At 63.5% G+C, this 20354-nt stretch carries 19 protein-coding genes; 9 read left to right on the forward strand and 10 right to left on the reverse strand.

The window, feature by feature from the left end; genetic code table 11:
- Positions 1–377: 377 nt before the first annotated feature.
- Positions 378–2390, reverse strand: a complete 2013-nt coding sequence (locus NIM87_RS11180) for a MacB family efflux pump subunit (RefSeq protein ID WP_254674739.1) — start codon at positions 2388–2390, stop codon at positions 378–380.
- Positions 2390–3595 carry an efflux RND transporter periplasmic adaptor subunit gene (locus NIM87_RS11185; RefSeq protein WP_254674740.1) on the reverse strand — a complete coding sequence of 402 codons (1206 nt, stop codon included), beginning with the start codon at positions 3593–3595 and terminating at the stop codon, positions 2390–2392. Before NIM87_RS11185 ends, NIM87_RS11180 begins: the two co-directional genes overlap by 1 nt.
- A gap of 189 nt (positions 3596–3784) precedes the next feature.
- On the opposite strand from NIM87_RS11185, the gene NIM87_RS11190 reads away from it, so the two are divergent.
- Positions 3785–4561, forward strand: a complete 777-nt coding sequence (locus tag NIM87_RS11190; protein ID WP_254674741.1) for an SDR family NAD(P)-dependent oxidoreductase — start codon at positions 3785–3787, stop codon at positions 4559–4561.
- 31 nt (positions 4562–4592) lie between these two features.
- Here the strand turns inward: NIM87_RS11190 and NIM87_RS11195 are convergent, their stop codons facing one another.
- Positions 4593–5624 (reverse strand): Ldh family oxidoreductase, encoded by a 1032-nt coding sequence (locus NIM87_RS11195; protein WP_254674742.1) that lies wholly within the window; start codon positions 5622–5624, stop codon positions 4593–4595.
- Positions 5625–5783: 159 nt separating this feature from the next.
- On the opposite strand from NIM87_RS11195, the gene NIM87_RS11200 reads away from it, so the two are divergent.
- The 4 genes from NIM87_RS11200 to fabV all read left to right on the forward strand — a co-directional run bounded on the left by NIM87_RS11200 (position 5784) and on the right by fabV (position 11003).
- Positions 5784–6680: an aromatic ring-hydroxylating dioxygenase subunit alpha gene (locus NIM87_RS11200; RefSeq protein ID WP_254674743.1), complete on the forward strand. Its 897-nt coding sequence runs from the start codon at positions 5784–5786 to the stop codon at positions 6678–6680.
- A gap of 311 nt (positions 6681–6991) precedes the next feature.
- The gene (locus NIM87_RS11205) at positions 6992–8701 is read left to right on the forward strand and encodes a Rieske 2Fe-2S domain-containing protein (protein WP_254674744.1); all 1710 of its coding nucleotides are present in this window, start codon (positions 6992–6994) and stop codon (positions 8699–8701) included.
- A gap of 160 nt (positions 8702–8861) precedes the next feature.
- Positions 8862–9509, forward strand: coding sequence for a glutathione S-transferase family protein (locus tag NIM87_RS11210; RefSeq protein WP_254674745.1), 648 nt, complete (start codon positions 8862–8864; stop codon positions 9507–9509).
- Positions 9510–9833: 324 nt separating this feature from the next.
- Positions 9834–11003: an enoyl-ACP reductase FabV gene (gene fabV / locus NIM87_RS11215; RefSeq protein ID WP_254674746.1), complete on the forward strand. Its 1170-nt coding sequence runs from the start codon at positions 9834–9836 to the stop codon at positions 11001–11003.
- Positions 11004–11040: 37 nt separating this feature from the next.
- Here the strand turns inward: fabV and NIM87_RS11220 are convergent, their stop codons facing one another.
- Positions 11041–12087, reverse strand: a complete 1047-nt coding sequence (locus NIM87_RS11220) for a lysine-2,3-aminomutase-like protein (RefSeq protein WP_408640067.1) — start codon at positions 12085–12087, stop codon at positions 11041–11043.
- Between the two features lie 65 nt (positions 12088–12152).
- Entirely contained in the window at positions 12153–13211 is a 1059-nt protein-coding gene (gene epmA, locus NIM87_RS11225) for an EF-P lysine aminoacylase EpmA (protein ID WP_254674747.1), read from the reverse strand.
- 131 nt (positions 13212–13342) lie between these two features.
- Here epmA and efp point away from each other — a divergent pair, with 131 nt between their 5' ends.
- On the forward strand, positions 13343–13912 hold the full coding sequence (gene efp, locus NIM87_RS11230; protein ID WP_254674748.1) for an elongation factor P: 570 nt from the start codon (positions 13343–13345) through the stop codon (positions 13910–13912).
- A 138-nt stretch (positions 13913–14050) separates the two neighbouring features.
- Here the strand turns inward: efp and NIM87_RS11235 are convergent, their stop codons facing one another.
- The 5 genes from NIM87_RS11235 to NIM87_RS11255 form a co-directional block, all read right to left on the reverse strand.
- Positions 14051–14272, reverse strand: a complete 222-nt coding sequence (locus NIM87_RS11235) for a DUF2934 domain-containing protein (RefSeq protein WP_254674749.1) — start codon at positions 14270–14272, stop codon at positions 14051–14053.
- A gap of 19 nt (positions 14273–14291) precedes the next feature.
- Positions 14292–14783 (reverse strand): YciE/YciF ferroxidase family protein, encoded by a 492-nt coding sequence (locus tag NIM87_RS11240; RefSeq protein ID WP_254674750.1) that lies wholly within the window; start codon positions 14781–14783, stop codon positions 14292–14294.
- Positions 14784–14883: 100 nt separating this feature from the next.
- Positions 14884–15852, reverse strand: coding sequence for an acetylxylan esterase (locus NIM87_RS11245; RefSeq protein ID WP_254674751.1), 969 nt, complete (start codon positions 15850–15852; stop codon positions 14884–14886).
- Positions 15853–15938: 86 nt separating this feature from the next.
- Entirely contained in the window at positions 15939–16373 is a 435-nt protein-coding gene (locus NIM87_RS11250) for a hypothetical protein (protein ID WP_254674752.1), read from the reverse strand.
- 97 nt (positions 16374–16470) lie between these two features.
- On the reverse strand, positions 16471–17424 hold the full coding sequence (locus tag NIM87_RS11255; protein ID WP_254674753.1) for a nucleoside hydrolase: 954 nt from the start codon (positions 17422–17424) through the stop codon (positions 16471–16473).
- Between the two features lie 163 nt (positions 17425–17587).
- On the opposite strand from NIM87_RS11255, the gene fgd reads away from it, so the two are divergent.
- Genes fgd through NIM87_RS11270 form a run of 3 tightly spaced genes read left to right on the forward strand, consistent with a single transcriptional unit; the run spans position 17588 to position 20341 of the window.
- The gene (gene fgd / locus NIM87_RS11260) at positions 17588–18586 is read left to right on the forward strand and encodes a glucose-6-phosphate dehydrogenase (coenzyme-F420) (protein ID WP_254674754.1); all 999 of its coding nucleotides are present in this window, start codon (positions 17588–17590) and stop codon (positions 18584–18586) included.
- Positions 18586–19398: a coenzyme F420-0:L-glutamate ligase gene (gene cofE, locus NIM87_RS11265; protein ID WP_254674755.1), complete on the forward strand. Its 813-nt coding sequence runs from the start codon at positions 18586–18588 to the stop codon at positions 19396–19398. Before fgd ends, cofE begins: the two co-directional genes overlap by 1 nt.
- A gap of 4 nt (positions 19399–19402) precedes the next feature.
- Complete coding sequence (locus NIM87_RS11270) at positions 19403–20341, forward strand: putative F420-0 ABC transporter substrate-binding protein (RefSeq protein WP_254674756.1); 939 nt, start codon at positions 19403–19405, stop codon at positions 20339–20341.
- The last annotated feature ends 13 nt before the right edge of the window (positions 20342–20354 follow it).

The raw sequence follows: 20354 nt of genomic DNA on the forward strand, positions 1-20354 counted from the left end.
GTGGTCTATCCCGCCCTTTTACGCATTCAACCAAACCGGGCTGAAAACGACATTGCCGCATGAGCAGAAAGATTGCGTTAATCCTGCTGCCCCCGCCAAACTGGCGGGCTTTTCATGGCGAGTTTAGGGCGGGTACAAGGGAAGGGCTACCCGCTCTGTTGATAGAGTTGGGTTTTAGGATGTCAGCCGTGGCCGATGGGTCACGGTTGAACCAGCCCGTACCGTGTCGCCCCTGGCCCCTGGGGCACCCACCGCGCCACCTGCGGGCCCGACCCGAGGGCGTGTTGACGCATCAGCGAAAACCGCATGCGGCCTCTGGATCACGTCGAGGGCGGTGCTGTGTTTGCTGAGACTTTCAATATTTCCGCCGAAGACCCCTACTCCCGCGCCAGCGCTTCCACGGGATCCAGCCTTGCTGCCGAGCGGGCCGGCATGAAGCCGAAGATCACCCCGATCAGGCTCGCCGAGACAATCGCCAGCACGATGGATTCGCTCGAATAGGCCAGCCGCGCGCCTTGCACGATGGCCGTCAGCCCCTGCCCCAGCGCAAAACTCAGCGCCACACCCGCCGCCCCACCGGCAAAGCACACCAGGATCGCCTCGATCAGGAATTGCCGCATGATATCGCTGCGCCGCGCCCCGACCGCCATGCGAATGCCGATTTCCTTGGTCCGCTCGGAAACCGAGACCAGCATGATGTTCATCACCCCGATGCCGCCCACCACCAGCGAGATCACCGCAATGGTCGAAATCAGGATGGTCAGCGTCGCTGTGGTCGACTGGATGGTCTCGCGGATCGTATCGGTATTTTGCAGGAAAAAGTCGGTACTGCCGCCGTGCAGCCGCGTCATCAGTTCGGTGATTTCGGCTTCCGCCTGGCTGGTATCATAAGTGTCGGCCACCCGCACAGCGATGGCGTTGAGCCAGCTCTGCCCCAGGATACGGCTCATCGCCGAAGTATAGGGCACATAGACATTGGCGTTGTTGCCGCCCGGCCCGAAACCGGTGGAATTGGCGACGACGCCGATGATCCGCACCGGCACTTTGCCCAGCATGATGACCTGGCCCACCGGGTTCTCACCATTGGTGAAGATGGCCGTGGCCGCCGTCTGGTCGATCACCGCTTCCTGCGCCATGGCGGAAATGCTGTCCGCGCCGAACCCCGACCCCGCCGTGAAGGTGCGCCCATTGACCTGGAAATAGTCTGCACCCGCTCCGGTTACCGAGGCACTGGTGGCCGTGTTCCGGTAGAGCACTGTGGCGTTGGAGCTCACTTGCGGCGTCACGCTGTCGGCATAAGACTGCTCGGCCAGCGCCTCCGCATCACTGGGCCGCAACGTACGCACCCGCCCCGATCGCATGTCGCCAAAACCCGAACCGGGATAGACATTGATCGTATTGGTGCCGATCGAGGAAATGTTCTCCAACACCGTCTGCTGGCTGCCCTGCCCCAGCGCCACCACCGACACCACCGAGGCAATGCCGATGATGATGCCCAGCATGGTGAGGAAGGTGCGAAGCTTATGCGCACCCATCGCCCGCAGCGCCATGCGCAGCGCCTCACCCGTGCGGTCGAGGCCGCGCCGCCAGCTCGCGGCATGCTTGATTTCGGTGTCGATCTTTTGCACCCGGCGTGCTTCGACATTGTGCCGGTCGGCGATGATTTCGCCGTCGGCAATCTCGATCACCCGCTCTGTCTGGGCGGCAATCTGAGGGTCATGCGTCACGATGATGATCGTATGGCCATCGGCGTGCAATTCCTTGAGCAACGCCATCAATTCCTTGCCCGAGCGCGAGTCCAGTGCTCCTGTCGGCTCATCCGCCAGGATCACCTCGCCACCGTTCATCAGCGCCCGCGCCACGCTGACACGCTGCTGCTGGCCGCCCGAAAGCGCATTGGGCCGATGATCCAGCCGCTCGGCCAGGCCCAGCCGGGTCAGGAGGGCAATCGCCCGCTCCCGCCGCGCCGCTGCATCGGCCCCGGCATAGACCGCCGGCACTTCCACATTCTCGACCGCGTCGAGATCGGGCAACAATTGATAGCGCTGGAAGATGAAGCCGAAATGCTCGCGCCGCAGCGCGGCCAATTCGTCGGCATCGAGCTTGCCCACGTCCTTGCCCGCAAACCGGTAGTGCCCCGCGCTGGCGCGATCAAGGCACCCCAAAATGTTCATCAGCGTCGACTTGCCCGAGCCTGACTGGCCGATGATCGCTACCATCTCGCCGCGATATATATCGAGGTCGATGCCCTTGAGCACCGCCACGCTCTCGCCGCCGGCGTGAAATCGGCGCTCCAGCCCGGTCAGCGAAATAATCGGCTGGTCGGATTGAGCGCCCTCAATCCGGGCAGGCGTTCCAACCCCTTCTTTGGCGGAAAAGGCGCGGTTCATCAGCCGCCACCGCCACGCATCATCACCATGCCACTGGCCCCCCCGAACCGACTTGCGCTCTGGGCGCCGCCCGTCGTCAACCGCGCACCGGTGGCATTGACCACCTGCTCGCCCTCAGCAAGACCCGAGATGATCTCGGCACTGATATTGTTGTTGAGGCCAATTTCCACACGCGCCTGGCGTGTCTCTTCGGTCTGGGGATCATAAACCGTCACCACGGCGCCACCATCCGGGCCACGCCGCCCCACCAGGCTCGAAGGCAGCGTCAGCACGCCGCGCGCCTCTGCCAGGACGATGGTCACCGAGGCGGTCATCGAAATGCGCAACCTGTGGTCGGGATTTGGGACCTCGAACAATCCATTGTAGTAAACCGCGCTGCCCGCGCTGGCCGTCTCGTCGGCAATCGAGGTTGGCGCCGGCTCGATTTCGCGCAGCGTCGCCTCGATCCGCTGATCGGGCTCGCCCAGAATGGTGAAATAGACCTTCTGCCCTGCGCTCACCTTGACCACGTCTGCCTCGGAAATCTCGGCCTTGATCACCATGGTGTCGAGATTGGCGATCTTGGCGATGGTCGGGGTCGCCGAATTGGCATTGAGGGTCTGCCCCTCCTCCACCAGAAGCGCCACCACCGTGCCATCTGCCGGCGCCACGATCTGGGTGCGGGCCAGGTTGAGTTCAGCCGATTCCACTGTCAGTTCGGCCTGGGCCAATTGCGCATTGAGTTGATCGATCTGCGCCTTGGCCTGCTCGACCGCCGCCTGCGCGGTTTCCAGCGCCGTCTGGGACACCAGGCTATTGGCGCTCAGCTGCTGCTGGCGCACCAGCGAGGCTTCGGCGGCCACCAGGTTCGCTTCCTGGTTGCGCCGCTGCGCCTCAATCCCGGCCAGCGCCGCCTCGGCCGATTTCACGGCATTTTCCTGGTTGAGGCTGTCGATCTCGGCGATGAGGTCGCCCCGACGCACCTCCTGACCCAAGGTCACATGCACGGCCTTGATGGTGCCCGACACTTCCGCGCCGACACTGACCAGGGCACTGGCCTCCAGCACCCCGGAGGCCAGCACTGTCATTTCGATGTCGCCGCGTTCGACGCTCACCGTGTCAGGAACGGTGCTCGCTTGCGTTGGCGCCAGAAAATACCACCAGCCTGCGGCTCCGGCGCCGCCGATCACCACCAGCGTCAGCAGCCATTTCGCAAAAGTCTTCAAAACAATCTGGTCCCGCAAAAAATTCTGATATGCGGCCACGATAGTATGATCGGCCCGCCGGTTCACGTTAGGACTTGGTAAGGTTGCCAAGCTGTGATCACCCGGCTCATCCCCTCCCTATGGTTGACGAGGCCGGGGGCCACGGTCCACCCTGCGCCCGTTCGCAATCTTCCCCTATTGGACAGGCCCATGTATTCGCTGCTCGATCCCAGCCGCTTTGTCGTTTTCATCACCGGCGCCACCTCCGGCTTCGGCGCCGCCGCGGCCCGCCGCTATGTCGCTGCTGGCGGCAAGGTGATCGCGACCGGCCGCCGTGAGGATCGCCTGCTGACCCTGCGCGACGAGTTGGGCCACGACAATTGCCACATCATCCCGCTCGATGTGCGCGACCGGGCCGCCATGGAAGCGGCCATCGCCGCCCTTCCTGCGCCCTTTGATGGCATCAATATTGTACTCGCCAATGCCGGCCTGGCGCTTGGCCTGCAACCCGCGGCCGAAGCCGATCTCAGCGACTGGGAAACCATGATCGACACCAATATCAAGGGGCTGGTCTATACAGTGCGCCTGCTGCTGCCCGGCCTCATCGCCCGGGGCGGCGGTCATGTCGTTACCCTTGGCTCGGTGGCCGGCGAATTCGCCTATCCCGGCGGCTCGGTCTATGCGGCGTCCAAGGCCTTCGTGAAGCACTTTGCTCTCGCCATCCGTTCGGACCTCCAGGGCAAGAATGTGCGCGTCACCGATATCGAGCCGGGTCTGACCGAAACCGAGTTCTCCGTGGTCCGCTTCAAGGGCGATGAAGACAAGGCCGGCAATGTCTATGCCGGAACCAAGGCGATGAATGCCGAGGATATCGCCGAATCCATCTTCTGGGCCACCTCGCTGCCCGCCCATGTCAACGTCAACAAGATCCAGCTCATGGCCACGACGCAGGCCATCGGCCCGTTCGACATCCACCGGGAAAAGTAAGCGCCGTTTCGCACCAGCGGAAGAAACGAGCCTAAAGCCCCAGAAAACGAATGGTGTCGGGATCGACGGGAATGCCCTCGGCCTTTCGGTGGTCCATCTCGGCCCATTCCCGATCGCCCGGCGCCATCACCGCGCCGCCGTCGCGCACGGCCGACCTGCGCAGGCTCAAAAGATACCGGCTGATCGCTGCCCCGAACACATCGCGCCCGGCAAACTTGTCCGGGTCGATCACCAGCACGAAATGCCCCATGTTGCGCGGCGTCGAAATGTCGTCGCCGCCATACATGGGGATGAAATCGCTATCGAGCGTCGTGCCCGTCAGCAGCGCCGAGAACAGCGTCGCCACCCCCGCCAGCGCCGCGCCCTTGTAGCCATAATCGACTCCGCCCAGCGGCAGCAGCATTTCTGCCGCATGGGGGTCTGTCGTCATCTTCCCGTCCGGCGTCGCCGCCACACCCTCCGGCAAGGTCTTGTCGAGCGAACGGTGCAGCATCACCCGGTTGAGCGGGATCGAACTGGTCGCCATGTCGAGCAGCCACGGGCGCTGCCCCGGCACCGGCGCGGCAAAGGCCAGCGGGTTGGTGCCATGAAACTTCTGCGCCCCATCGAATAGCGCCACCACGGAATCGGTATTGGTTGTCGCAAAGGTCACGTATCCCGCTTCGGCCCCCGCCATGGCATAAGCCCCCGCGGCGCCCAGATGGGACGAATGCTTTACCCCCACCGCGCCAACCCCGGCCACCCGCGCCAGCTCCATGCCGACTTCGACCGCTTTAAAAGCCGCGAAGTGCCCCAGCCCGTCATCGCCATGCACCATTGCGCTGCCGGCGCCGCGCTGCTCGACGCGCAATTGCGGGTCCTTGTTCAGTCGCCCGCCGCCCAGCATGGAACAATAATGCCCGGTCAGCCGCACGCCATGGCTGTCCACGCCCACCAATGAGGCATGCAGCATGGCGCGCGTGGCCGCAGAGCGCGACGCCGCGCTGGCCCCTGCCTCGGCTAGCCGCGCCTCGACACGCTCGCGCAGCAGGGCTTCGGGATAACGGGGCGCTTCACTTTCCACGACGCAATTCCTTCACAGACCGTAGGTGCGCCCACCATGAGGTTCATGGGCGGCCAATGTCCACCACCATGTCCCCAGCGCATGACCCTGTCCGCAACTTTGTGCTGGCACTCGGCGGACACCGGTTTATGCTGGTCTGACACAGTTGAGACTGCCCCCATGCCCAATGCCCCCGATCCGATCACGGCCAATCTCTGGCACGTCGTCGCCGCCACCGATGAACTGCCCATAGGTCTCGTCGAAACCACGCTCCTGCTCGACAAAGGCTTGGCCCTGACCCGCGACACCGATGGTAGACCGGTCGTCTGGCTGCGCTCGAACGAGGAACAGGGCGACGAGATCGACGCCGAAACCATCCTCGACCGCCTGCCCGTCAAGACCGCCTATGGCTACACCTGGACGTGTCTGGGCACCCCATCGGACGATATCTTTCCCATTCCCGAATTTGCCGAACCGGATCGCGTCAACATGAGCTGCGGCTCTATTGGCATCCATGTCTCGGCCCCCCGCGCCGTCGAAAACTTCCTCGACATGGGCCATTTTCCCTATGTCCACACCGACATTCTGGGCTCCGAACCCCACACCGAGGTCAAGGAATACGACGTCGAGGTTTCCGAGGAACGCGACGAGGTCCTCGCCACCAAATGCCGCTTCATGCAGCCGCGCGCCGCCAAGTCGGCCACGAGCGCCATGGAAGTCGAATATGTCTATCGCGTGCCCCATCCCTTTTGTTCGGTGCTTTATAAATCCTGCCCCGAAGACGAGAGCCGCCGCGACGTCATCGGCATTTTCCTCCAGCCCATGACCGAAGAGCGCTGTCGCGCTCACCTGCTGCAATCGATGATTGACTCAACCTCGACCATCACCGATCTCCGCCGCTTCCAGCAGACCATTTTCGGCCAGGACAAGCCGATCCTCGAAAACCAGTATCCCAAGAAACTGCCGCTCGACCCGCGTTCGGAAACCCCTATTCGCGCCGACAAAAGCGCCATCGCCTATCGGAGATGGTTGAGCCAAAAGGGCATTACCTATGGCGTTATTCCCCAAGCGAGCTAGCGTCGGCTCCTGCGCCTCCGTCCCCCTTGCGGGCCAGGAGTGGGCGAGCAACGCAAAACTGTCCGGTGGCGAGTTTTGAAATGAGGAGGCCATGAGAGTTAAGCTCGAATGGCACGAATTCAGGGAGCCACAGGCTCCTTCCTCCCTCCCCCTCGTGGGGAGGGACCGAGGGTAGGGGGACGGCGGGCACGGAGCACGCTGCCCTCCCCACTCCAACCCTCCCCATCAAGGGAGGGAGCTACCGCCCCGTACGCCAGGGTGGATTGGCAATCCAGATTTGGATCGTGGCGCGATCAGACCTCGGATGAAATATGCCCCTTAGCCTCTCCGACCCCCATTGGTACCCCATCGCCTCAAGCGACGACTTGCCCTTCCGCCACGTCTACCAGGGCCAGCTTCTCGGCCGCGAACTGGCCGTATGGCGGGCAGACGATGGCCATGTGAACGTCTGGGAAAACCGCTGCCTCCATCGTGGCGTGCGCCTTTCCATCGGCATCAATGAGGGCCAGGAACTCAAGTGCCAGTACCACGGCTGGCGCTATGCCAATCAGTCCGCCGGTTGCACTTATATTCCGGCCCATCCCGCCGATGCCCCGGCCCGCCGCATTGAAAACCGCAAATACCCGATGCGCGAGGCCTTTGGTCTCATCTGGTCTGCCGCCAATGACGACCAGGCATTCGTGCCCTTTCCCGGTGCCGGGGACCACGATTGGTTCGCGCTGCGCCCCGTGCCGGTCAATGCCGCACCCGAGGATGTCGTGGCCGGCCTCGCCCGTCTCGCCCCCGATGACCAGCCCGCCGACCTGCTCCCCGGCATGGCCGTTCGTCTCGACGGGGTCGTCTATTTCGTCCAGCCCGTGGATGCCGGCCGCGCCGTCATTCGTGGCCTGCTGCCCCAGGCCTCCGGCGATCCGATCACCATCCTGCGCCATTACAACGAACTGCTGACCCGGCTCCGCGACCGCCTCGAACGGGCCGCTGCCCGCAAACCGGCCCCGGAGCCGCTGCAACCGGCCTATGAAAAGGTCTCCGCCGACCTCGCCACCATGCCCGAAATCGCCATACCCCGCGGCAACACCCTGCCTGTGCTGGTCCGCCGCAAATGGCAGACCGCCGATGGCGTCATCGGTTTCGAACTGGCCGGTCGCGACGGCAAGCACCTGCCGACCTTCCAGCCCGGCGCCCATATCGACCTGCACCTGCCCAACGGCCTCATTCGCCAGTATTCCATTACCAACGGCCCGGGCGACCTCCTCTCCTACGTCATCGGCGTCAAGGCCGAGAGCGCCAGCAAAGGCGGCTCGAAAGTACTGGTCGAAACTGTTCGCGAAGGGGACGTGCTGGCCATTTCCGAGCCACGCAACAATTTCCCGCTGCGCCGCGATGCCACTCGCACCGTGCTCATCGCCGGCGGCATCGGCATCACCCCGCTCCTGTCCATGGCGCGCTTCCTCGACCAGTCCAGCCTGCCTTACGAACTGCATTATTTCACCCGATCCGGGGAAAGCGCCGCCTTCAAGAGCGAACTCGACGTGCTCCATGGCGCAGTCCATATTCATTCGGGTCTCGCCCGCGAGGCCATTCAGGGCACCGTCAACGAGGTCCTTGGCCCCCATGATTTCGCCAATCATGTCTATGTCTGCGGCCCCGGCGCCATGCTCGAAATGGTCACCAGAACCGCTGCCGCACTCGGCTGGCCCGACGAGGCGGTACATTTCGAATATTTCCAGAACGACAAGGTGATCGACAGTTCGTCGGCTTTCGACGTCGAGCTGGCCCGCTCGGCCATGACGTTGCATGTCCCCGCCGGCCGCACCATTCTCGAAGTCATGCGCGAAGCTGGCCTCACCGTCCCCTCGTCCTGCGAACAAGGCGCCTGCGGCACCTGCCTCACCACCGTCATGGAGGGCGAAGTCGATCACCAGGACGTCTATCTCAACAAGACCGAGAAGGCCTCCAACACCTGCATGATGACCTGCGTCAGCCGTGCAAAGTCCGCGCGTCTGGTACTGGATATCTGATGATAAATACTTCCAACGATCTCAGGCCCCCATCGCCTCCCTCCCCCTTGTGGGGAGGGAATGAGGGTGGGGGTGAGTCACAAGCACCGCGCACGCGGCCTACCTCCACCCCAGCCCTCCCCACAAGGCGGAGGGAACACATCGGGGCAAAGACACAATCATGACCATCACCCTTTACGACTTCGAGCTCTCCGGCAATTGCTACAAGCTGCGCTTGCTCATGAGCATCCTCAACCTGCCCTACGACATCGTGCCGGTGGATTTCTTCCCCGGCCGCGAGCACAAGTCCGACGCCTTTCTGCGTCTCAATCCGTTTGGCCAATTGCCAGTACTCAGGGACGATGACCTGGTCCTCTCGGACTCCGGCGCCATCCTCGCCTACCTCGCGATAAAATACGATGCGAGTGGCCTCTGGTTTCCCGACGATCCCGCCACTACCGCAGAAGTTCTGCGCTGGCACGCCGTGGCCGATGACATCACATCCACCAGTTCCGCTGCCCGTCTGGCGCTCGGCTACGACTACAAGTTCGATATCGAAAAATCCCAACAGGGCGCCCACCGCATTTTCCGGCTGATGGACGAGCATCTCTGGTTCGGCGAAAAAGCGGGCCGCGATTGGCTGTGCAGCCCCGCGCACCCGACCACCGCCGATATCGCCTGCTTCCCCTATGTGATGCTGAGCGAAGAAGGCGGCATATCCCGGCAGGACTACCCCGCCCTCCGCCGCTGGACCGACCGCGTCCGCCGCATCCCCGGCTTTGTCGTCATGTCCGGCATCTTCCCGGCAGGCCCAGCCAGGGCGGAATGAGATTCGGAAATTGGGCGCCGCATGAAGGTACCCCCACGCTTGGTCCCTCCCCACAAGGGGGAGGCAGACGATGAACACTGACGTCGCAGTCCTGCGCCTCCCTCCCCTTGATGGGGAGGGAATGAGGGTGGGGTGATCCCGTTGCTTTCGCAGGTGTTAGTCGGCAACCACCCCCTAGCCCTCGCGCGCCATTCCAGCTATTGCCTTGGGCAAACTGAGGAGAAAATCCNTCCCGTTGCTTTCGCAGGTGTTAGTCGGCAACCACCCCCTAGCCCTCGCGCGCCATTCCAGCTATTGCCTTGGGCAAACTGAGGAGAAAATCCCATGATCATCGAGCCAAAAATCCGCGGCTTCATCTGCACCACCGCCCACCCCACGGGCTGCGCCACCAATGTGCAGCGCCAGATCGACCATGTGGTGATCAAGGGACCGATCCCCTCGGATAAAAAACGCGTGCTCGTGCTCGGGTGCTCCACAGGCTATGGCCTGGCCTCGCGCATCGTCACCACCTTTGGCTCCGGCGCCGATACGGTCGGCGTCTCCTTCGAGCGCGAGCCGGGCGAAACCAAGCCCGCCTCGGCTGGCTGGTACAATAACCGGGCCTTTGAAAACCGCGCCCGCGCCGCCGGCTCCAAGGCCGTCACCATCGAAGGCGACGCCTTTTCCGATGAGGTGAAGGCCCAGACCATCGCGGCGATCAAGGAGACCCTCGGCCAGGTTGACCTGATCGTCTATTCGCTGGCCTCCCCGGTCCGCACCGATCCCAAGGACGGCGTCACCTACCGCTCGGCCATCAAGCCCTATGGCAGCCAGGTGTCCTCCAAGACGCTCAATACCGGCACCGGCGAAGTCTCGACCATCACCGTCGAACCGGCCACCGAGGAAGAGGCCGCCGCCACCGTCAAGGTCATGGGTGGCGAAGATTGGGAACTCTGGATTGCCGCCCTGTCCGAGGCCGGCGTGCTGGCAGACGGGTTCCGTTCGCTCAACTACACCTATCTCGGCTCCGAGCTGACCTGGCCAATCTACCACAAGGGGACGCTGGGCAAGGCCAAGGCCGATCTCGATCGCGCCGCCGCCGCCATCCGTGCCGCCCATGGCGAGGACGCGGCCCATGTCGTCGCCCTCAAGGCCGTCGTCACCCAGGCCAGCTCCGCCATCCCGGTCGTACCGCTCTATGGCACGCTGCTGATCAAGGTCGAGGATGAAATGGGTCTGGGCGAAGGCCCGATCCAGCAGATCGACCGGCTGTTCCGCGACAAGCTCCAGGGCACCATCGTCCTCGACGAAGCCGAGCGCATCCGCGTCGACGACTGGGAACTCTCCCCCGCCATGCAGGCCGAACTGGCCAAGCGCTGGGCCGTGCTCGACACCGAAAACCTCGCTGACCTCGCCGACTTGCCCAAATACCGCGAGGAGTTCATGAAACTCTTCGGCTTCGCCGTCGGCGGCGTGGATTATTCCAAGGACGTCGACCCGCGCGTGGTGGACTGACCCTTTTCACCTCTCCCTTGGGGGAGAGGTGAAGGCCCTACCCTTCGCGATAGTCATGCTCCCCGCCCTGCCAGTCCCGAACGGTAAAACACCCATCCTGACCTGATATCGCCGCCGCCCCTATGTCGGCCTTGCCATATCCGCCCGGAATATCGAGCACATAGATCGGCTGGCATAGCCCGGAAATCCTGCCCCGCAGCGCGCTCACCAGCGCCTGGCCCTCGGCAATGCTCACGCGGAAGTGGCCCGTCCCCGGCGCCAGGTCAGGGTGGTGCAGATAATAGGGCCGGATGCGGTTTTCGACGAAGCCGCGCATCAAGGCGGCCAGCGTATCGACATCGTCGTTGACGCCCTTGAGCAGCACGCTCTGGCTGATCAGAGCGATACCGCCCGCCATCAGCAGCTCAAATCCGGCCCGCGCCGCCGCCGTCAACTCGCGCGGATGATTGGCGTGGACCGCCAGATACGTCACCTTGCCGCTGGCCCTGAGCGCCGCCACCATATCGGCATCGATCCGCTCCGGCTCCACCACCGGCACCCGCGTATGGAAACGCACGATCTTGACGTGCGCGATCCCGGCCAGCCGCTCCATCAGGTCCCGCAGGCGACGCGGCGACAGCACCAACGGGTCGCCCCCGGTGAGGATCACCTCCCAGATTTCAGAATGCGCGGCGATATAGCCAATGGCCGCATCAAGCTGCGCCCCACTCAGCGTCCCCAGCCCCTGCGGCCCCACCATTTCGCGGCGGAAGCAGAACCGGCAATACACCGGGCACACATGCACCGCCTTGAGCAGCACCCGGTCGGGATAGCGATGCACGATCCCCTCGACCGGCGAATGCGTCAGATCGCCAATCGGGTCGGCGCGCTCGTCTGGCGTCGTCACCAGTTCATCCAGCGTCGGCACGAACTGGCGCGCAATCGGATCATTGGGATCATCCCGGTCGATCAGCTCGAGCACTGAGGGCGTTATGCCGATGGCATATTTGTCGGCGACACGTGAAAGACCTGAATCCAAGGGTGCCAGATTGGCGGCTTCGAGATCGGCTATGGTCTTGATGCCGCGCACGCTGTCCCCAGGCACCGGCCCGCCCCCTTTCCCCGGAGGGGATTGGGTTGGGATGAGGGAGCTTTTTTCCGCACCCCGGCTCATTCCGCCACCGGTGCCCACAACACCGCCTCGATCCGCTGCGCGCCCGTCGCCAGCATCACCAGCCGGTCAAAGCCCAGCGCCACCCCGCTCGCCTCGGGCATGATCTCCAATGCCGCCAGGAAATCCTCATCCACCGGATAGCGCTCACCATAGATCCGCGCCTTCTCATCCATCTCCGCTTCAAACCGGACCCGCTGCTCACCCGCATCGGTCAATTCGCCAAAGCCGTTGGCCAGCTCAACGCCCGAAGCATAGACCTCGAACCGCTCCGACACGCGCCGGTCCCCCGGCACCCGCCGCGCCAGCGCCGCCTCTGAGGCGGGATAGCGGTCGAGCACCGTGACCCGTCCATTGCCCAGCTGTGGCTCGACCTTGTCCACCAGCACCTGCGTAAACAGATAGCTCCAGCTCTGATCCGCGCTGGGCGCCATCCCGGCCCGCGCCATCTGCGCCGCCAGCGCCGCGCCATCGGGCACGCCATCGCCATCGATGGTCGCCAGCAAATCGATCCCGGCATGCGCCATGAACGCCTCGGCGACGCTGATGCGCTCCACCGCGGCGCGCGGATCGCAGACGCGCCCCCGGAAGCTGAACTGCTCGATCCCTGTCACGTCCGCAGCCAGCCCGATGATGGCCAGCGTGTCGGCAATGATCGCCTCATAGGGCGCGCCCGCCCGATACCATTCGAGCATGGTGAACTCGGGATGATGCAGCGCGCTGCGCTCGCGATTGCGCCACACATGCTGCAGGCTGGCGATGCGCGTCTCCCCCGCCGCCAGCAGTTTCTTCATCGTGAATTCGGGCGAGGTATGCAGATACATTCCCTGCCCCAACCCGTCATTGCCGATCATGCTGGTGCCAAAGGCATGCAGATGCGTCTCATTGCCCGGCGAGCGCTGCAGCCCCGGCGGGTCGACCATGAGGAAATCCCGCTCCGCCATCCAGCCTCGCACCGCCGCGTCGATCCGCGTCCGTGCCAGGAGCCCCGGGCGGCGGTCGGCATGGCGCTCAGGTGACCACCAGGGCGAAACGGGCGATGTGTGCGAAGCCGTCATTGTCGGGTTTCTTGTCGTCCGGTCTGGTGAAAGGGCGCGGAATATTGTATCGGGCGCACCACCTACGCATATTTCGGCGCCCGGACGGCCCTGCCTCTAGACCGCGCCATCGAAACGAACAAGGAAGAATTATGGTCAAGGTCATCGCCTCGTCCCTGCGAAAAGGCAATGTCGTGGAACAGGACGGCAGCCTGCATGTCGTGCTGACGGCGGAAAACGTCCACCCCGGCAAGGGCAATTCCATCACCAACGTCAACATGCGCCGCATTTCCGATGGCGTGAAGGTTGTCGGGCGCTGGCGCACCGTTGAAATGGTGGAAAAGGCCGATGTGGACGACCGCGTCTACGACTACCTCTATTCCGACAGCGAGGGGCACCATTTCATGGAGCCTGCGACCTATGAGCAGATCTCGGTGCCCGACGAAGTGATCGGCGATCAGGCCGCCTATCTCTCCGATGGCATGAAGGTGCACCTGATGACCTTCGAGGGCGTCGCCCTCTCCATGGAACTGCCACAGCGCCTCACGTTTGAAGTTGTCGAGACCGAGCCCGTCGTCAAGGGCCAGACGGCCTCTTCGTCCTACAAGCCCGCCGTGCTCAACAATGGCCTGCGCGTCATGGTCCCCCCGCACATCGGCAGCGGCACCCGCATTGTCATCCTCACCGAAGACAATTCCTACGTCGAACGCGCCAAGGACTGATGACCGGCTGCGCTTCGCGCAGCAAAATCTCCCCAGTGGGGAGATTTTAGGTCATCAGGCCACGAGACCTGCGGTCGAGTGGCCCGGCTCCTCCACACGCACGATCAAAAAAAACGGGCCCCATTTCGGGGCCCGTTCTTATTCCTCGCTCAAGTCCTTTTCCGCCGCAATCCAATGCACCTCGGAGCGATCGAGCGGCGCTCCGTCGGCCAGCCATCGGTCATAGGCCAGCTGGCGCTGATGCAATTGCTTGGCGCGTACCCAATAGTCCATGGCCTTGCCTTCAGGTCGCCCGTCATTCTCCCAGAGGAAATAGGCGGTCTGCCGGATTTGCTCGGCCATGGCAGTGTTCTTGAACATGGTCCGCGCGACGTAAGGACTAAGCGGCGGCCTTGAGATTGATCGCGGACTTGGCCAGCTCCGTCAGTTTGAGGTCGGTGGATTCTTCTTCCTTGAGCGTTTCAAGGAAAAGGTTCAGCGCCTCCTTGTGGCCCAGCTGCTTGGCCCAGGTCGCCAGGGTTCCATAGCGGGCAATCTCATAATGCTCCACCGCCTGCGCCGCCGAAACCAGGCCCGCGTCGAGGGCCTGCGTGCCCTTGTACTCGTCCATGATTTCCTTGCCTTCCTCGAGAATTCCGAGAATGGCGTCGCATGTCTTGCCGCGCGGGGCCTTGCCCAGCAGTTCGAACACCGTTTCAAGGCGCTCCACATGCACTTCGGTTTCCGCCTGGTGCTTCTCAAATCCGGCCTTGAGGTCCGGCGACACTGCGGCCTTGGCCATTTTCGGCAACGCCTTTAGAATTTGGCGCTCGGCGAAGTAAATGTCCTTGAGGGTATCGAGGAAGAGATCGTCCAGTTGTTTTTCAGCCATTTCTGCAGCTCCAGTCCATCAATGAGGTAATGACGCTGGCCATGCAACGGCGGGGCACGAACCGAAGTTCCTGCCTCACCCGATCACTTCTCCCACTGCACTAAAGAAACCGCTTGCTCAACCAAGCCATCTGCTGCCGGTCCTGGAATGGCCCGCCGCCCTCGTGATTGTTGAACTCATACTCGATGATGGTTTTGTCGGCGCCGGCAAACGCCTTGAAGGCCCCATAGACGCTCGAGGGCGGGCAGATGTCATCCATCAGCGCCACGGAGAACAGTGCCGCCGCCTGGCACTGGCGGGCAAAATTGACCCCATCGAAATACCGCAGCGTGCCGAACACCACGTCCGTCTTGTCGCGGTGCTGAGCCAGAAAGCGCACGATCTCGCCATAGGGGTCGCGCCCCGCCACCCGTACGGCGCGCGGGAAATCGCAGAGAAACGGCACATCCGGCATCACGGCCTTCACCCGTGCATCGATCCCGGCCACCGCCAGCGCAATGCCGCCGCCCTGTGAGCCGCCGCAGACAGCAACGCGCTCGGGGTCGACAAAATCTTCCCCGATCAGCGCATCAATGGCCCGCACGCCATCGGTGAACAGCCGCCGATAGTAATAGTCGTTTTTGTCCAGCACGCCCTTGGTCATCAGCCCGGGGATCTGGCTGGTGGACCCCACCGGGTCTGGCGTCGCCCCAGTGCTCCAACCCGAGCCCTGTCCGCGCGTATCCATGCGGAAATAGGCAAAGCCCGAGGCCGCCCAATGCAGCATTTCGTGCGGAAACCCGCGCCCGCCGCCATAGCCCACATATTGCACCACCAGCGGCAGGCGCCCCTCGCGGACCCTGGGCAATACCAGCCATCCCTTGACTGGATGCCCCCCAAAGCCGGGGAAGGTCACGTCGAATACGTCGACCAGCTTCAGCGTCGTCTCTGCCGGCACCATGGTGACAGCCCCGCCAATGGCCCGCGCCTCGGCCAGCGTTTCCTGCCAGAAGGCCGCAAAATCGGCCGGCATGGGCACGGCGCTTTCATAGGCGTCGATGGCTGGATGTACGATATCTGGAAAGGGCATGATGGGTCCGGGTGCGAGATTTCAGCCACGCCAATCTGCGCCGCGACCCTGGACATTTCCAGTCCGCAGAACCAGTTGCGCACCATTCATTGCGCCCGAAACAGGCTCCGATGATAGCTGATCATCGCCCGCTCGGGCCACAACGCAACCGCGTCCGGCAGCGACAGACGGCGCCCCCGTGACCCGCTCGGATCGCTGGGTGCACCGATGATTTCGGGATGCGGCGTGAACGCCAGGAAGTCGTCGCTGATCAGGATCAGGCCCTTGCCGAGCAGACTCGCTACCGCAGGCTCCACCACCACCGCATTGGACGGGCTCATGGCCCCGCCATGATCCAGTGGCTGGAACAAAAACACTTCAAGCGCCTCGTCCTGCCCGCTCCCGGCCAGCACGCGCCCCGTCACCGCGCAACGCCCGCCATAAATGTCGAGCATCAGGCGTTGAAACGCTACGGCGTCGTCCAGCGCAAAGCTGCTCTGGAACCCCTCTTCAAACCCTGCCCGCCTGCTGTCGCCGCTCAAATCGGTCGTCTCCACTGGGAGAAGACACTAAGGGGTTTCCGCAATAGCGCAATGATCCGAAGGGCCACGCCGCATCACAATCGCGGCGCGGCCGGTTTCAACCCGCAACCGTCTCGCGGAAATGGGTCAGCACCTTTTCGGCATCAACGCCGATGCAGATCGTCTGGTTTGGCCGGCCGGCCCAGGCCGGGTGCCCACCCTTGCGATCTTCCGGCATCTGGATGGTTTGCCCCACGGCAATGCTGTCGCGCAGCACCAGGATCGGCCCGCGCCGCGTCTCGAACCATTCGGGCTTGAGCGCATAGGTCACAGCCAGCAGGTCGTGCCCGACCACGCCCGAAAGCCCCATGATCTCCTTGTAGAAGCGCGCATAATGGTCGCACATCTGGCGCAGGAGTTCGCCGTTCTCGCCCACCTCGCGCGACAGCGCCGCGAGATAGTCAGTGTCCAGAATAATGTCATGGGTGACATCGAGGCCGACCACCACGACCGGCCACTCTGCGGCAAAGATTTCGTCGGCTGCCACCGGGTCGCCATAGATATTGGCTTCGGCCGCCGGGGTCATATTGCCACTGCGCCCCTGGTAGCCAAAGGCGCCGCCCATGATGATGACTTGCTTGACCAGCGTGGCCACCTCGGGCGCATCGCGCAGCGCTAATGCCAGATTGGTCATCCGCCCGACGGCGATAATGGTCACCTCGCCCGGGTTTGCCTTCACCGTGTCGATAATGAACTGGCTGGCCGTGCCGGCCACAAGCCCGCTCTCGTCAACCGCCGGAATATCGATTTCGCCCAGCCCGTTGACGCCATGCACGATCACCGGTTCGGCCTTGTCGACCCCGTCCAGCGTCTGGCCGGCCCCCTGCACCACGGGCGCGGTCATGCCGAACTGCTGGCGCAGGAACAGCGCATTGCGTGTGGTGGTGGCGATATCGGCATTGCCGACCACCGTTGTGATCCCCAGCAGGTCGATTTCCGGCAGCTTGCTCAGATAGAGCAGCGCCATGGCATCATCGATGCCGGGATCAGTGTCGAAAATAACTTTCATCATTAGGTCCGCTTTGTGGTTCCGGCCCCGTGCCGGCTAGAATCGGAATAGGCTTTATCCCGATCAATGATCTGTCGTCACCGCGCTTTAGCATGAAGCAGCTTGACTATCGATCATTTTTGACCAAACGATCAAAAATCGACGTCTGCAGTCTGGAGGGACGACCATGCGCTTCGGTTACAAGGCTTCAGCCGAGCAATTTGCGCCCAATGACCTTTTGCGCTTTGCCGTCGAGGCCGAACAGGCCGGCTTTGACTCGGTGTTCGTCTCTGATCACTTTCAGCCTTGGAAGCATACCGACGGCCACGCCCCCTTCGCGCCGGGCTGGATGTCGGCGGTGCTGGCCCGCACCGAAAACATCGTGCTCGGCACCTCGGTGCTCACGCCCACCTTCCGCCTTCATCCAACGGTCGTCGCCCACGCCTTTGGCACCATGGGCGCCATGTTTCCCGGCCGCGTCATCCTGGGCGTCGGCACCGGCGAGGGCCTCAACGAAGTGCCTGCAACCGGCATGATCTGGCCCGAACTCAAGGAACGCTCGGCGCGCCTGCGCGAAGCCGTGCGCCTTATCCGCCAGCTCTGGAATGAGGATCGCGTCACTTTCGAGGGCGAATACTACAAGACCGTCAGCGCCACCATCTACGACAAGCCCGCAGAACCGGTGCCGATCTATATTGCCGCCGGTGGCCCGCTCAATGCCAAATATGCCGGCCGTGCTGGCGACGGCTTCATCTGTACCTCGGGCAAGGGCGCCGAACTTTATGTCGATCAGCTCCTGCCCAATGTCGAAGCCGGCCGTGCCGAAAGCGCCCTCAAGGACAAACCCTATGAGCGCATGATCGAGGTGAAAGTCTCTTTCGATACCGATGCTGACCGCGCGCTTGAGGACACCCGCAACTGGGCCGCCCTCTCCCTCTCCGCCGAGGAAAAGCACTCCGTGCAGGACCCCGAGGAAATGGAACGCCTCGCCGCGGCCCTCCCCATCGAGCGCGTCGCCAAGCGCTGGATCGTTTCCTCCGATCCCGACGAACACGTCGCCCAAATAAAAACCTATATCGACTACGGCTTCGACCACCTGGTCTTTCACGCCCCCGGCACCGACCAGAGCCGTTTCCTCGATCTCTACGCCAAGGAGATCCTGCCGCGTCTGAGGAAGATGGTCTGATGACCCCCCGTTTCTCCGTCTGGGGTATTCCCGGCATTCCCGAAATCACCCCCAACGACGACCTCGTCTCCCTGATCGCTGCCGCCATCAACGCCCAATCGGCCGCTGACCCCGCCCTCGCCCTTCAGTCCGGCGACATCCTGGTCGTCACCTCTAAGATCATCTCCAAGGCCGAAGGCATGCAGGTGCCCGCCGCCGAGCGCGAACAGGCGATCACCGCCGACACCGTCCGCGTCGTTGCCGAGCGCGTGCATCCGGGCGGCACCTTCCGCATTGTCGAAACCCGGCAGGGTCTCGTCATGGCCGCCGCCGGCATCGACATGTCCAATGTACCTGAGGGTCTGGCGCTGCGCCTGCCCGCCGATCCCGACGCTTCTGCCCGCGCCCTCTGCGCCGGCCTGCGTGAAACGCTGGGCGTCGATATCGGCATCATCATCACCGACACCATCGGTCGCGCCTGGCGCATCGGCCAGACCGACATGGCCATCGGCGCCGCCGGCGTGCAATTGACCGACGACCTGCGCGGCGGCAATGACGCCAATGGCCGCCCGCTGCATGTCACCCAGGCCGTCATCGCCGACGAAATCGCTGGCGCCGCCGACTTGGTCAAGGGCAAGACCAATGGCATTCCCGTCGCCGTGGTGCGCGGGCTGGGCCGCTTCGTCCTGGGGCTCGACGCTCCCGGCGCGCGCACCCTCACCCGCACCGGTGACGACGACATGTTCCGCTTCGGCAGTGCCGAAGCCTACCGCCTCGGCTACGAAGCCGCCCTGGCGGAAGTGAAAACCAAAAACAAGCAGCGTCAGGATTGAACCCATGCGTCACCTTGTGGTCGCAACGATAACTCTCGGGCTTCTCGCTCACCCCGCCCTTGCCGCCACCACCTATCCCCTCACCCTCGACAATTGCGGGCAGGCGATCACCCTCAACGCGCCCCCCGAGCGCGTCGTCACCATAAAATCCACCGCCACCGAGATGGTGCTGGCCCTTGGCCTCGGCGAGCGCATCATCGGCGTCGGCTTCCAGGATGGCCCCCTGCCGCCCGAGCTGGCGCTGGCCGGTTCAGGCCTCGCCGTGCTCTCGGACAAGCTCCCCAGCCAGGAAGTGGTGCTCGAAGCCGAACCCGACTTCATCTATGGCGGCTGGGAAAGCAATTTTGCCGCCGATGGCGCAGGCGAGCGCCCGACCCTGGCCGGGCTCGGCGTCACCACATATGTCGCCCCTGCCGCCTGCCGTTCGATCAAGCCCGCAAAGCTGACCTTCGACGGCCTTCATGATGAGATCATGGAAATGGGTCGCATCTTCGACGTCGAGGACCAGGCCGCGACGCTGATCGCCGAGCAACGCGCCATCCTCGCCTCGATCACACCCGCAAGCGGCCGCACCGCGCTCTGGTATTCCTCGGGCACCAAGACCCCCTATGTCGGTGCCGGCAGCAATGCTCCGGCCATGATCATGCAGGCCATCGGCCTCACCAATATCTTTGGCGCCGTGGACGAAGGCTGGACCTCGGCCAGCTGGGAAGCCGTGGTCGACGCCAATCCCGACGTCATCATCCTCGTCGATGCCGCCTGGAATTCCGCTGAACAAAAGAAACAGCTGCTGGCCGAAAATCCCATCACCAACCAGCTCGACGCCGTCATCCACCAGCGCTATCTCACCATCCCCTTCCCCGCCGCCGAAGCCGGCATCCGCAACGCCAGCGCCGCCGCCGACCTGGCTGGCCAACTGGCGGGGATCAGCTTCGAGGAATGAGTCAGCTCCTGTT

Source organism: Devosia ureilytica (genome assembly GCF_024273195.1).
Lineage (GTDB): Bacteria > Pseudomonadota > Alphaproteobacteria > Rhizobiales > Devosiaceae > Devosia > Devosia ureilytica.